This is a genomic window from Pseudoblastomonas aquimaris, assembly GCF_035481675.1.
GTDB lineage: Bacteria > Pseudomonadota > Alphaproteobacteria > Sphingomonadales > Sphingomonadaceae > Alteriqipengyuania_B.
Genome location: NZ_JAYJJW010000001.1, coordinates 971,291 through 984,982 on the forward strand (window position 1 = coordinate 971,291; position 13,692 = coordinate 984,982).

A 13,692-nucleotide genomic window follows, 5' to 3' on the forward strand; every position below is an offset into this window, starting at 1 on the left:
GGGATAGGGAAAATTGGTTAAGTCGTCGTAAGTAGATTGGATATTGGGCGACTTTTCCGGTCGTCCAACCGTGAATAGTCCGTTCGCGCGATCCGCTGCAGGATGGCATCACGGAGGATACGGGCTTCTCCGACCGGCACGCCGTGGATGTGCATGCGCCCGCCCGGCAGGCCGAAATGCACCTCGCAATAGCCGCGAAACCGCGCCAGCGGCCCTTGCTTAATCTCAACCGATTGCAGGCGGACCTGCGGCGCAACGGTATAATGCGGCGATAGGAACCCCGTGCGGATGGACAGCTGGCCTTCATGCGTGACGTGGCGGTATCGCAGCGAAGCGAGACCGTTGGCGATGGCTGCAATCGCGGTCACGCCGAAAAGGATAAGCGCGCCGACCAGCGGTCGGTCGAAAATCCACCAGCCGCCAGCGACAATCGCAGCGAAAGCCGACACGACCAGCGTTCTGTCGAGCCAGTAACTCGGACTCGGCTGGAGCCATTCGAGGCCTTCCATCGACAGGTCGATACCGGCTTCTGCCGCGATGGGGTCGATCTCCTCGCGCTTCGCAAAGGGCGCGACGACGTGGTTTGCCGCGCCGCTATCCTGCGCCAGGCTGACGAACTTGAGCGAATGCCAGCCGAATATTCGCCGGACGAGCCCGGTGCCGAGGCTCGCCGCCTGGACGCGGTGGGCGGGCATCAGGACGTCGGTGCGGGTGATAAGGCCGCGTCGGCGCCTAAAGCCCTTCGCCGTGCGGGTCAGGCAAAAGTCCCACTCCCGCGCCGCCGTCCGTGCCAGGCCCGTCGCGAAGCCGACGAAGATCAGGGATACGAGGCCGGCGACGGCCCCCAGGACCTGTCCCATGCGACCCAAGCTGGATATCCGGTCCGATCCCTGCCCGGCGATGTCGCGCCAAAGGTCGAGATCCCAGATGTCGAAATCGACGAAGAATTCCAGTTGCTGGGCCAGACCGGCGAGCACCGCGAAGACCACCAGCGAAAATTCGAACAGGCCGAAGGTGAAAATGCGCTTCGGTCCCATGGCGAAAAGGAGTTTCCCCACTTCCACCCGGGCAGGTGCCTCTTCAGCGACCTCTTCCGCGCCGCCGGCTGTCGCCTCTTCTTCCTCCTGCCTGCGGCGGACCAGTTCGCGAAGGCGCGCGCCCTCTCCTTCGGAAACATAGGCGAGATGCAATTCGTCCTTCCCGCCGGCTCCGGTTTCGAAGCGCACTTCGACGAGGCCGAAAAGGCGCGGGATCAGCTTCTGTTCGAGACTGACGTCCTGAATGCGCTCGTAAGGCACGGATCGCTTGGCGAGGCTGACGATCCCGCTTTCCACCCGGATGTCGGTTTCGCCGATGAAGTACTTGAGCCGGCTCCAGCGCAGCCATGTAGAGCCGACTGCGACGACCAGCACGGTCGCCGCGATCGCGGCGGTGACACCCACTGTCATGCCGAAATTCTGCGTGCCGATCACCACCGCGACTATCGGCAAAACCATCTGGCGCATCATGTCGACTGCACTCACGGCCATGCCCAGGGGAGACGTCCGGTGACCCTCACCGCCCGACGGCGCAGCGGCTGTGCCTGTCTGCGGCTCCTGGCTCACAGCGTCTCGCGCTTGATATGCGCGCGAATTTCCTCGCGCAGGCTTTCCGCTGTTTCGCGCTTCAGCCCTTCCAGCACCACCGACGCGTTGTGCGATCCCGCCGTGTGCACGACCAGCTGCGACAAATCGTACACGCGCTCCAGCGGGCTTTGGGTCACGTCGATATGCTGCACGCGGCCATAGGGAACCACCGTGTCGCTGCGGAACAGGAAGCCCTTCACCACCCGCAGGCGGTTGTCGTCATGGGCATAACCCTTGTGGGTCCAGCGTCGCTGCGGGACGCGCCAGACGAAAATCGCAGCGAAAACAAGCCACGGGACCAGGAAGACACCGGTCGGCAATTCGTCCGCCGCGAATTCGCCGATGATGCCCGGCACCAGCAGCACCAGCGAGACGATGACGGCGCGGATTCGCAGGACTTTCTTGTGGTCCGGGTGGACCGGCGTCAGCGCCTGCTCGCCAACGAGCGCCTCCGGGCCCTCATCGCTCATTCGGCGTCGCCCTTGATGTTGCCGGGCTCATTGGCGAGGATGGCGATGACCTGCGCCCAGACGGCGACGTTCTGGCGCAGCTGCACGGGGTCGATCTTGTCGAACGTGTCGTCCGCCGTGTGGTGCAGGTCGAAATAGCGCGTGCTGTCCTGCTGCAGGTCGATGATCGCCCCGCCCTGGTCGCGGACGATGTTGATGTCCGCGCCGCCGGTGGCAACCGCATTGCCGCCAGCGACCCCGAAGCGGGCGACGGAGGCGACGAGGCGCTTGTGCAACGCCGGGTTGCTTGCGGCGAAATTGCTTTCGAAGCGCCAGATGCGGTCCGCCCCGAAATCGCTTTCGAGACCCACCGCGATCGGCTCGTCCAGATGCGCTTCGCTATAGGCCTTGCTGCCCCACAGACCGGTTTCCTCGGCGCCCGCGAAAAGGACGCGGATGGTGCGCAGCGCCGGCCCGTCCTCGGTCGCGACCTTTGCCGCGGCCGCCACGATGCCGCAGCCCGCAGCATCGTCGATCGCCCCGGTACCCAGGTCCCAGCTGTCGAGGTGGCAGGCCACAAGCACCGGCGGTAGCGAAGGATCGCGCCCGACGATCTCGCCGACCACATTGCCGCTCTGCGTCCGGCCGAGCATGCGCGGGGTCATCACCAATTTCATCGTGACCGGCCGTCCGGTCGCCAGCAGGCGTTCGAGATTGTCCGCATCGGGATTGCTGAGCGCGCCCGCAGCCGTCGGCGTCACGCCCTCGGGCCAGCCGGTCCCGCCCGTATGCGGGACGCGGTGGTTGTCCGTGCCGATGGAGCGGATCACCGTGGCGACCGCGCCCTTCTGCGCCGCGAAGCCCGGCCCCACCCAGCGTGCCGGGCCAGCAAACCCGTATCCCGAGCCATCCTGCGTCGGGCGCATGTCGTGGGTCAGGAAAACGATCTTGCCCGCCACCGCCCTGTCGGGCGCAGCCATCATCTCGCCGACGCTGGAAAAGCCGACGACTTCGGCTTCGATCCCTTCCGGCCCGGTCGATCCGCTGGTGCCGAGCGCGGTCACCGCCATTGCCTGCGCGAACTCGCCGGTAATCTGCGCCGTCTCTTCTCCCCTCACCCATGTGTCCATCATGAAGGGCTCGTCCGCCACGTTGGCGAAGCCGTTCTCGCGCAGCCAGCGCATCGCCCACACGCGCCCGCGCGCCTCGTCCGGCGTGCCGGGCATCCGTGCGCCCACTTCGGTCGTGATGCCGCGGGTGAAATCGAGCGCGAGCTCGTCCCGCTCCAGCGCCACGTCGGCGGCGGGCAGCGTGTCGTCCTGCGCGGCGGCAGGCTGGGCGGACAGGGAAAGCGAAAGCGCGCCAAGCGCGGTCATGAGGGTTTTCATGCCCGCCCTATAGCGCGCCGTCACTCGCGGCAAAACAGCCCGGATCAGAAAGTGATGCCGGCTTCCACGCCAAAGATGCGCGGTTCGTTCACCATCGCGGTCAGGTTGTTGAAATCGATCCCGCTGACGGCGGACGTATCGTCGGTGATGTTGCGGACGAAGGCAGCGATATCGAACCGGTCGGTGCGATACCCGATCCGCAGGCCGCCTTCGAGCATTTCGTCGTCGCTGAATTCCACCGATTCATACAGGAAGAACTGCACCTTGGAGCGGTAGGCCCAGTCGGTGAAGATGTAGAGTTCGGCGTCCCCCATCGGGTAGGCGTAACCGGCCGACCAGTTGGCGATCCATTTCGGGCTCTGCGGAAGCTGGTTGCCGTCGATGGAAAAAATGCCCGGGCTGCCGGCACGGACCGGGTCGAGCACGGTACATGGCGCTGCACAGCCGGCGACGAAAGCATTGGGATCGTTGATCTGGTTCTCGTTGTAGGACACGCCGGCGGCGAGCTCCAGCCCGTCGAACCGTGCCGCCAGTTCCGCTTCGAAACCGTAGCCTTCGACCTCGTCCGCATTGAGCAGGGTCGTGAAGTTGTTCTGTCCGCCGACGGCAGTCAGCTGCAGGTCGCTGGTGTTGAAATAATAGCCGGTGACGTTGAAGCGCGCGATCCCGCCGAGGATGGTCTTGATGCCGGCCTCGTAGCTCATCGTCGTTTCGCTGTCGGCGATCGACAGGTCGCGCCCGAACAGGAGGCGGCCCTGGATCGACGGAGCGCGATAGCCGCGCGCCACGCGGGCGAACAGGTTCACGTCCGGCGTCGCGGGATAGACGGCGGACACGTCCCAGGTGATCACGTCGTCTTCGACCGAGGTCGAGATCGGGTCGACCGGACCGCCGAAGCCGAGGAAACCGGGCCGGTTGTCCGTCGGGCGCGAGGCGGTGAAGTCGCGCTCGTCGTTGTTGAAGCGAACACCGCCCTGCAGGCGCAGGCCACTGGCAAATTCGTAGAAGACCGAGCCGAAGACACCCCAGGCATCGCTTTCCTGGCGTTGCAGCGCCACGGCCGCCGGCGTCGTGTCCTGCGGTGCGCCGAAATCGAAGCTTTCGATGTTCAGCTTCTCGGAGAAGTAGAAAACGCCCGCCTGGTAGCCGAGGCCGACCGTGTTGTTGGACGCGATGCGCACTTCCTGAGTGAATTGGTCGAGGCTGGGGATGTTGTCCTGCGACTGAGCCGAAAACGGGATGAAGCCTGGGCCCATCGTCGGCGCGAAGGCATTGCCGAAGCCGCCATCGATGTCGCCGCGACTGAACAGGTCGGCATTCCAGTAACTCGACACCGAAGTCAGCGTGACGGGGCCGAGATCGTGTTCGACCGTCAGGCCGAGGTTGTAGGTCGACAGTTCCTGGAAGTTGATGCCGTCGGCGCGGACCTGGTCACGCTCGAATTCCATACCCGGACCGCCGAGGCCGATCAGTTCGTTGCTACCTGTCGCCAGCGCGTTGGCACGGAAAACTCGCGCCGTGCCGTCGAGCTCGCGATACTGGCCGACGAGGCGCAGTGTGGTGTCGGGGCCGGGTTCCACCTGCAGCTGGATGCGCGCTGCGATTTCGTCGAACCCTTCGAGATCGTCTTCCTGCGCCGTGTCGACATTGTCGATCCAGTCGTCGCGGTGCTGGTAGAGCGCCGAAATCCGCAGGCCCGCATTCGCGCCCAACGGGACATCGGCGGCGCCTTCGGCATTGATCGTGTTGTAGCTGCCATAGCTGGCGCGCACATAGCTGTCGCCGCGACCGGGCTTTACCGTGTCGAACTTCACGATGCCGGCCGGCGTGTTGCGGCCGAACAGGGTGCCCTGCGGGCCGCGCAGCACCTCGACGCGGTCGAGATCGAAGACCGGAAAACCTTTCAGCACCGGGTTTTCGAGCACCACATCGTCATAGACGAGGCTGACCGGCTGCGAGGCGTTGAGATCGAAGTCCGTATTCCCCAGCCCGCGGATGTAGAAACGCGGGAAGGTGCGCCCGAACGAGCTTTCGATGTTGAGGCTGGGCACGCGGCCCGACAGCGCGCGGATATCGGCGCCCGCGCCGGTTACGGCGGAAAGCTCCTCGCCGCTGACGGTCGAGATCGAAATCGGCACGTCCTGGATGTTCTCCTCGCGCCGCTGGGCGGTCACGATGATCTCGGTCACGCCGCTGTCCTCCTCCTGTGCCTCGACGGAGGCGGATTGTGCCTGCGCGGCGGCAGGCACTGCGAGGCCCGCAGCGACAGCGGCGATGGCGGAGGATGCAGTCAGCAGGCGGGAAGAAGGGCGAAGCATGGTGGGAAGTCTCTTGCGATGGTGGACGGTGGAGCGCGGATTCCACCGCAGGGCGATTGCGTCAATTCCGTGACAATCGATCCCGAACTTAACTTTTGTGACGTGACAGTTTCGCCACGTCCGCGCGCGCCGCCAACAGGCTTGCCCGCATCGCCGCCTGCCCCTATCTGGCAGGCCAATCCAGCAAACCAGATTACCCGAACGAGGACCATCATGGCCGCCCAGTACGCCTATGTCATGAAGAGCATGACCAAGACCTTCCCCGGTGCCCCCAAGCCCGTGCTCAGCAACATCAACCTGCAGTTCTACCAGGGCGCCAAGATCGGCATCGTCGGCCCCAACGGCGCCGGCAAGTCCACCCTGATGAAGATCATGGCCGGCATCGATACCGAATTCCAGGGCGAGGCGTGGCCGGGCGAGAACATCACCGTCGGCTACCTGCCGCAGGAACCGCAGCTCGACGAGAGCAAGACGGTGCTCGAAAACGTCAAGGACGGTGCGCGCGACATCGCCGACAAGGTGGATCGCTTCAACGCCATCTCCGCCGAAATGGGCGATCCCACGGACGAGACCGATTTCGACGCCCTGATGGAAGAAATGGGCACGCTGCAGGAAGAGATCGACGCGGTCGACGGCTGGACGCTCGACAACCAGCTCGAAATCGCGATGGAGGCACTGCGCTGCCCGCCGTCCGATGCCGATGTCTCCAACCTGTCGGGCGGCGAGAAGCGCCGCGTCGCCCTCACCCGCCTGCTGATCCAGAAGCCGGGCATCCTTTTGCTGGACGAGCCGACCAACCACCTCGACGCCGAAAGCGTCAATTGGCTTGAAAACCATCTCAAGGAATATGCCGGCGCCGTCCTGATGATCACCCACGATCGCTACTTCCTCGACAATGTCGTGGGGTGGATCCTGGAGCTCGATCGCGGCAGCTATTACCCTTACGAAGGCAACTATTCGACCTATCTCGACAAGAAGGCGAAGCGCCTCGCGCAGGAAGAGCGCGAGGAGAGTGGCCGGCAAAAGGCCCTTTCGGAAGAGCTCGACTGGATCCGCCAGAATCCCAAGGGCCGCCAGACCAAGTCCAAGGCCCGCCTCAAGAAATTCGAGGCGCTGCAGGACGCACAGGGCGACCGCAAGCCGGGCAAGGCGCAGATCGTCATCCAGGTGCCGGAACGTCTCGGCAGCCAGGTGATCGAGGCGAAAAACCTGACCAAGGCTTTCGGCGATAAGCTGCTATTCGAAGACCTCAGCTTCACCCTGCCCCCGGGCGGCATCGTCGGCATCATCGGCCCCAATGGCGCCGGCAAGTCGACCCTGTTCAAGATTATCACGGGTCAGGAAGAGCCGGACAGCGGCAGCATCAAGATCGGCGACACGGTCCACCTGGGGTACGTCGACCAGAGCCGCGACGACCTGACGCCAAGCAACAACGTGTGGGAGGAAATCTCCGACGGGCTCGACTACATGAAGGTCAACGGCCACGACATGAGCACGCGTGCCTATGTCGGCGCGTTCAACTTCAAGGGCCAGGACCAGCAGAAGAACGTCGGCAAGCTGTCGGGCGGCGAACGCAACCGCGTCCACATGGCCAAGATGCTGAAGCAGGGCGGCAACGTGCTGCTACTGGACGAGCCCACGAACGATCTCGACGTGGAAACCTTGCGCGCGCTGGAAGAGGCGATCGAGAACTTCGCCGGCTGCGCCGTGGTCATCAGCCATGACCGCTTCTTCCTCGACCGGCTGGCGACCCACATCCTCGCTTTCGAGGGCGACAGCCATGTCGAATGGTTCGAAGGCAATTTCGAAGCCTACGAAGAGGACAAGCGCCGCCGCCTGGGCGACGCTGCGGACCGCCCGACGCGGTTGGCTTACAAGAAGCTGACGCGCTGATCGCAGCGGCAAGGGTTTCGGGCGAGCTTGGACTTTCCCGAAACCCCAGGCCGCCTCGCCCGTTGGGCGGTCAATGGTATTCGCCTCCGGACTTTCCAACCATCGCTGGGCCACGGCGGCTTTCCTGCTGGTGTGCGTGCTGGGCTATTTCGCGCGGCAGGCGATCGGGACCGTCTATTCGGGCGCCCAGGCGACACAGTTGATCGAGGCGCTAAGCCGGGCGGGACTGTACCTCGGCTCCGCCATCGTCACCGCGTCGATCACCACGCTCGCGCTGATGCTGACGCTGATCGGGATGATCCGGCGCATGGAGAAAGAATTCGACGCCGCGACCTATCGCAGCATCGACCTTATCGCGAAGCTCGCCACCGCATCGCTGATGATCGGGCTGTTGGTGCTCCTCGCCTTTACCCTACCAGTCGGCGAGTTCGAGGAGATGCCGCAGGACTGGTTCATCCGCCTTTACGATGGTCTGTTTGCAGCCTGCGTCGTCATGGTCGGGCTGGTCGCCGCCACGGTGGCCGTGCTCTACAACACGGTACGGCGAGTGATCGGCATCGTCACTCCGGGCGACGACGTCTGACCTAACCCAGCGGCACCTTGCCTTGCATCACTTCGGTGGAAAATTTGTGCAGGTGGATGACGGCATACATGCACGCATCGTCCGACAGCTCGCTGCGGCCGGCCCATTCCTTCAATTGTTTCTGCTGCATGGCAGCCAGCTGGTCGTTGTATCCGTTGGCAGCGAGCGGATTGTGCTGCACCATGCCGAAACCGCTGGCGACCAGTGCCTGGCGCAGCGGCTCGTCCGGGGACATCGCGGCAAAGCGGGCGACCGACTGGGGGTTTTTCAGCAGCGACATCTTGTTGCCGCGCGATTCGGGTTGGATCCCGGTCATGTCGATCATCCGCTTGATCGACGGATCGAACCAGAGCGGTGGCGCGAAGATGTAGGCAATGTCGAAATCGAGATCGATGCCGAGCGCTTGTGAGAGCGACGCGATCGCATCGTCCGTTCGCTCGTTCATCTCCGCATTGGCCAGGCCCTGCGGCGAGCCGCCGGCCGGTGCCGCCATGTTCACGCCCTTGCGCCCGAAAATCACGCCCATTCTTTCGCTCCCGTCGCAATTCTCGGCGAGGTTAGCGCGGGTGCATTAAGGACGTTCTAAGCGATCAGGGCGCGATCCACTGGCCGCCATCTGCTGTAAGCAAGGCGCGGCAGTGGCCGGTGTTGGCGAGGTGGAACCAGTCCATCGTTTGCACTTCGACCAGCAGGATAGCGAAATTCTCGCGCGCCGGGCCGAGTTCCTGTTCGCTCGGCTCTTCACCTTCCGCCCAGTCGGGCAGGCCGCTGGTCGGTTCGTCCGAGACTGCGCCCGGCCCCTCCCCCAAGTAACAGCGGCGCGAGAAGTTGCTGCTTTCCTCCCAAGCCCGGTCTGCCGCCGCGCTGTCCGTTTCGATACGCCCGGTGCCGTGCAGGCGAAGCTGGATCTTCGCTTCCCTGTCGTAGAATACCACGCCCACCGGTGCACCGCTGCCGATGGCGGAGCATTTCGGCGCGCGGGCATCGGTGTGGAAACGCAGTGTGCCGCTGTCCGCATCCCAGCCGCGCAGGACCATGACCCGCGCATCGGCATCGGCGGTCGCCACCACCGGCGTGTGCATGGGCGATTTGCGATCGGAAGCCGCCTCTCCAAGCCGTTTGGCGATGTCCTCGCGGATGGCCTCGAAACTGTCGTACATCCGTGCCGCGTGACCGATTGCCCAAGTCTTTGCAAGGCCCGCGAGATCGTTCACAAAGGTCGTCGTCAAGATGAACGTTAAGGTTACTGCCCAGTTCAGTGAACCGTCAGGGTAGGCCCGATACATCTTGCGACATCGACAACAAAGCCGCCCCGATTGCTATGCGGCCCCCAAAGGAGATGCCGCGCATGCAGCTCGCCAGTTTCTTGAAGTCCAGCGGTATGGCAGCGCTTACTGCCGCCATCGCTTTCGGCGCGCCCCCGGCCCTGGCTGCCGAGGTCGCGGCGTATGATGACGTCGCCATGGCCGAAGCCCGTCCGGGCGGAGGCGAAAACATTGACCGGCAGGACCGACGCGCGCAGCGCCGGGCGGCCCGTGATGCCCAGCAACGCCGCGGCGACCGTTCCGAGCGGCGCGCCGAACGTCGCGCAGAACGCCGCGCACCACAACGGACAGAGCGCCGCGCGCCCCAACGCGCCGAGCGTCGTGGGGAGCGTCGCGCCACCCCGATCCGCACCGAACGTAGGGCTGAACGCCGCAGCGTTCGACCCGCAGAAACGCGGACGCGTGACACCCGGAATGATCGGCGTGCAGAACGTCGCTACGACCGCCGCACCGAACGTCGTGCCGACCGCCGCTACGATCGTCGCGAGACGTATCGCGATGGTTACCGCGACGGCCGCCGTGCCGACACGCGCCGCGACCGCTACGAGCGCCGCGATGCCTATCGTGACGGTCGTCGGGCCGGTTACCGCGAAGCGCGCCGCGACTATCGTGACGGCCAGTACCAGCGCTGGAACAACCGCTGGCGGCAGGATCGCCGGTACAATTGGTACAACTATCGCCGTGCCAATCGCGACCGGTTCCGGATCGGGATCTATTACTCGCCCTACCGCGACTATCGCTATCGCCGCCTGAGCATCGGCTATTTTCTCGACAGCCTCTTCTTTTCGGATCGCTACTACATCAACGATCCGTGGCGCTATCGCCTGCCGCCGGTCTACGGCCCCTATCGCTGGGTCCGCTATTACGACGACGTGCTGCTGGTGAATATCTACACCGGCGAAGTGGTCGACGTAGAATACAACTTCTTCTGGTAAGCCACGCTCCTCTCCGCCGGGATGGATCGCCCGGCGGATTTGCGGGAAGCCCTCGCCCCCCATCACGGGGAGCGGGGGCTTCTTCGTATCGGGTCAGGCCTTGCCGAAGGGCAGCATGCGGGAAAGGCCGCCGCGCTTGTCGAAAAAGGTGTGCTTCAGCGCGCCGAGGATATGCAGGCCGATCAGCCAGATCATCAGTCCGCCGGCAGTGCCGTGGATCCCGAAGATCGTTTCTGCAAGGCCGCCGTTCTCACCCACCGGCAGAGGCGGGATCGTGAACAGGCCGAAGAAATCGATATCGCGACCGGCCATCGAATTCGCGAGCCAGGCGCCGATGGGAAGGCCGATGAGCAGGACGTAGAAGATGACGTGGGTCGTTTTCGCCAACGCCTTTTCCCAGGCTGCCATTCCCGCCGGCATCGGCGGCGCCGGATGGCCGATCCGCCATGCCAGCCGCGCCAGCGTCAGCACCAGGATCGTAATGCCGAGCGCCTTGTGATCGGCGAAAATGGCCATCCTTTCCGCCCGGTCGGCGGCATGGTGGGCATTTTCCGCCAGTCGCCAGTTCCAGATTACCGCGATGGCGATAACCCAGTGAAAGAACATCGCCCCGGCGGAATAGCGGCGCTGCACGTCGTCATCGATCATTCCGATCTCCTTGTCAGGACCGCGTTTTCTTCCCTTGCGAGCAGCGCTGCAAGCGCTATTTCCGCGTTCTATGGCTGACAAGAAATTTCCCTTTCCCGACAAGATACCCGACAAGGATGCCTTGCGCCGTATCGGCGAAAAGGTTCGCAAGCGGCTGGAGGAAGACGAAACCGTCTTCAAGTTTCCGACCGAGGCCGCGGAAATCTTTGCGGTCGGCAATTTCATCCGTCCGTCGGAGTGTGACAATCTGATCCGCCAGATCGACGCCGTCGCCAAGCCCAGCCAGACCTACAAGTCTGATTACACCGATGCCTATCGCACCAGCTATTCGGGCAATGTCGATCCCAACAATCCGCTGGTGAAATCGATCAGCCGGCGGATCGACGACCTGCTCGGACTAAATCCCGTCCAAGGGGAGGCGATCCAGGGACAGCGCTATCTGCCCGGCCAGGAATTCAAGCCGCATTTCGACTGGTTCCACCCAACCGACGAAAGCTGCTGGCCGCTGGAACAGAAGCGCGGCGGGCAGCGCTGCTACACGGCGATGGCGTTCCTCAACGAGGTGGAGGAAGGCGGGCACACCGACTTCCAGCATGCCGGCTTCGGCGTGAAGCCGCAGCGCGGCACCCTGCTGATGTGGAACAACGCCCTGCCCGACGGCACGCCGAACGAGGATACGATGCATTCCGGCAGCCCCGTGGTGAAGGGCCAGAAATACGTCATCACCAAGTGGTACCGCGTCAGGAAGTGGGGCTGATCCTCACGCGCGGTCCAGCGCCTCGGCGATCAGGCGGCGGGTGTTGTCGATACCATACAGCGCGATGAAGCTGCCCATGCGCGGTCCCTGGCTCGATCCCAGCAGCGTTTCGTAAAGCGCGCGGAACCAGTCGCGCAGGTTCTCCGCGCCCACTTCTTCGCTCTTGCCGATTTCGTAGACGATGGTCTGCAGGTCCTCGGCAGTAGTGCCCTCATCGGCCGCTGCCAGCCTGCGATCGAGGTTCTGCAATCCGTAGATCTCGCCGCCCACCGGCGCGCGCTTCTGCAGTGTCGGGGCCACGAAGTCTCGGTTGTAGGCCAGCGCCCGGTCGATCAGCGCATTGAGCTGCGGATGCTGCTCCGGATCGGCATCGGGCACGTAGTTGGCAAGGTAGGACCACACCTGCTCCGCATCCGCTTCCGCGCCCAGCACGCCGATCAGGTTGAGCAGCAGCGCATAGGTCACCGGCAGGCTGTCGCCCGCGCCCGGCGCATTCGGCCCGGCTTGCGCGATATTGGCGCGCAGCAGGTGCCACGCCGGATTGCCCAACTGCTTGTCGAGATCCTGCTCGGCCAGCCGCTCGCGGAAGGCCCAGTAATCGTCGACCGCGCGCGGGATCACCCCGGCGTGGAGCTGCTTCGCGCTCTTGGGATTGGGGAAGATGTAGAAGCCCAGGCTGTCGTCGCTGCCGTAGGTCAGCCATTCCTCGATCGTCAGGCCGTTCCCCTTGGACTTGGAGATCTTCTCGCCCTTCTCGTCCAGGAACAACTCGTAGATTAGGCCTTCGGGCTTCCGTCCGCCAAGCACCTGCGCGATCTTGCCGGACTGCACGCCGGTGTCGGTCAGGTCCTTGCCGTACATCTCGTAATCGACGCCCAGCGCCACCCAGCGCATGGCGAAGTCGACCTTCCATTGCAGCTTGGCCATCCCGCCCAGCGCGCTCTGCTCGACCACGGTGCCGTCCTCGTCGGTGAAGCGGATGGTGCCGGCCTCGGCATCGACCACTTCCACCGGAACCTGCAGCACGTTGCCGCTGGCCGGGCTGATGGGCATGATCGGCGAGTAGGTCGCGGCGCGCTCGGCCCGCAGCGTCGGCAGCATGATGTCGAGGATCGCCTGGTTGTTGCGCAGCACGCCGCGCAAGGCATCGTCGAACTTGCCGGTGTTGTACATGTCGCTCGACGCGATGAACTCGTATTCGAAGCCGAACCGGTCGAGGAACTCGCGCAGCATCGCGTTGTTGTGCGCGGCGAAGCTCTCGTACTTGCCGAAGGGGTCGGGAATGCGGCTGAGCGGCTTGTGCAGGTGCTCTGCCAGCATGGCCTGGTTCGGCAGGTTCTCCGGCACCTTGCGGAACCCGTCCATGTCGTCGCTGAAGGCGACCAGCCGCGTCGGCGCGCCGGTCAGCGCTTCGTAGGCGCGGCGCACGAAGGTGGTCCGCAGCACTTCCTGGAAGGTGCCGATATGCGGCAGCCCGCTGGGCCCGTAGCCGGTTTCGAACAGCACCGGCGAGCCATCGGGCTTGGTGCCGCCGGGATAGCGTTTGGCCAGCCGCTGCGCCTCCTGGAACGGCCAGGCCTTGGAGTTGCGGGCGGCGTCTTGCAGCACGGTATCGGTCATGCGCGGCACATTGGCCAAGCGGCCCCGTGTTGCAAGTGCGAACTGTTGGATCGGCGTAGGAGCCGCGCCCGGCGCATCCTCATCGATGGAACACATGGAACACGGTCCTGTCGCAAAACCGCTGGGAGCCTGCGGGCGGACGGCGCAGGGG

Annotated in this window: 12 protein-coding genes; 4 read left to right on the plus strand and 8 right to left on the minus strand. The window is 64.4% G+C overall.

The annotated features are described in order from the left end of the window. Positions 1-17 precede the first annotated feature (17 nt). From VCJ71_RS04720 to VCJ71_RS04735, 4 genes are all read right to left on the minus strand, one after another. Positions 18-1,529, minus strand: coding sequence for a PH domain-containing protein (locus tag VCJ71_RS04720; protein WP_324639489.1), 1,512 nt, complete (start codon positions 1,527-1,529; stop codon positions 18-20). A 71-nt stretch (positions 1,530-1,600) separates the two neighbouring features. Next, a complete protein-coding gene (locus tag VCJ71_RS04725; RefSeq protein ID WP_324639491.1) occupies positions 1,601-2,095 on the minus strand; it encodes a PH domain-containing protein in 495 nt (164 codons plus the stop codon). Beyond that, positions 2,092-3,462 carry a M28 family peptidase gene (locus VCJ71_RS04730; protein WP_324639493.1) on the minus strand — a complete coding sequence of 457 codons (1,371 nt, stop codon included), beginning with the start codon at positions 3,460-3,462 and terminating at the stop codon, positions 2,092-2,094. The genes VCJ71_RS04725 and VCJ71_RS04730 overlap by 4 nt, the downstream gene beginning before the upstream one ends. A 44-nt stretch (positions 3,463-3,506) precedes the next feature. Further along, positions 3,507-5,780, minus strand: coding sequence for a TonB-dependent receptor (locus VCJ71_RS04735; protein ID WP_324639495.1), 2,274 nt, complete (start codon positions 5,778-5,780; stop codon positions 3,507-3,509). Positions 5,781-5,993: 213 nt separating this feature from the next. Here VCJ71_RS04735 and ettA point away from each other — a divergent pair, with 213 nt between their 5' ends. Beyond that, positions 5,994-7,673, plus strand: coding sequence for an energy-dependent translational throttle protein EttA (gene ettA, locus VCJ71_RS04740; protein ID WP_324639497.1), 1,680 nt, complete (start codon positions 5,994-5,996; stop codon positions 7,671-7,673). Positions 7,674-7,746: 73 nt separating this feature from the next. Continuing rightward, positions 7,747-8,256, plus strand: coding sequence for a hypothetical protein (locus tag VCJ71_RS04745; RefSeq protein WP_324639499.1), 510 nt, complete (start codon positions 7,747-7,749; stop codon positions 8,254-8,256). Position 8,257: 1 nt separating this feature from the next. Here VCJ71_RS04745 and VCJ71_RS04750 read toward each other — a convergent pair whose 3' ends face one another. Continuing rightward, complete coding sequence (locus VCJ71_RS04750; RefSeq protein ID WP_324639500.1) at positions 8,258-8,782, minus strand: hypothetical protein; 525 nt, start codon at positions 8,780-8,782, stop codon at positions 8,258-8,260. Positions 8,783-8,846: 64 nt separating this feature from the next. Continuing rightward, positions 8,847-9,416, minus strand: coding sequence for a pyridoxamine 5'-phosphate oxidase family protein (locus VCJ71_RS04755; RefSeq protein WP_324639501.1), 570 nt, complete (start codon positions 9,414-9,416; stop codon positions 8,847-8,849). Positions 9,417-9,637: 221 nt separating this feature from the next. On the opposite strand from VCJ71_RS04755, the gene VCJ71_RS04760 reads away from it, so the two are divergent. Then, a complete protein-coding gene (locus VCJ71_RS04760; protein ID WP_324639502.1) occupies positions 9,638-10,516 on the plus strand; it encodes an RcnB family protein in 879 nt (292 codons plus the stop codon). Positions 10,517-10,609: 93 nt separating this feature from the next. Here VCJ71_RS04760 and VCJ71_RS04765 read toward each other — a convergent pair whose 3' ends face one another. Beyond that, positions 10,610-11,164 carry a cytochrome b gene (locus VCJ71_RS04765; protein WP_324639504.1) on the minus strand — a complete coding sequence of 185 codons (555 nt, stop codon included), beginning with the start codon at positions 11,162-11,164 and terminating at the stop codon, positions 10,610-10,612. A 70-nt stretch (positions 11,165-11,234) separates the two neighbouring features. On the opposite strand from VCJ71_RS04765, the gene VCJ71_RS04770 reads away from it, so the two are divergent. Beyond that, positions 11,235-11,921 carry a prolyl hydroxylase family protein gene (locus VCJ71_RS04770; protein WP_324639506.1) on the plus strand — a complete coding sequence of 229 codons (687 nt, stop codon included), beginning with the start codon at positions 11,235-11,237 and terminating at the stop codon, positions 11,919-11,921. 3 nt (positions 11,922-11,924) lie between these two features. Here VCJ71_RS04770 and VCJ71_RS04775 read toward each other — a convergent pair whose 3' ends face one another. Then, positions 11,925-13,541, minus strand: a complete 1,617-nt coding sequence (locus VCJ71_RS04775) for a lysine--tRNA ligase (protein WP_324639508.1) — start codon at positions 13,539-13,541, stop codon at positions 11,925-11,927. Positions 13,542-13,692 lie beyond the last annotated feature (151 nt).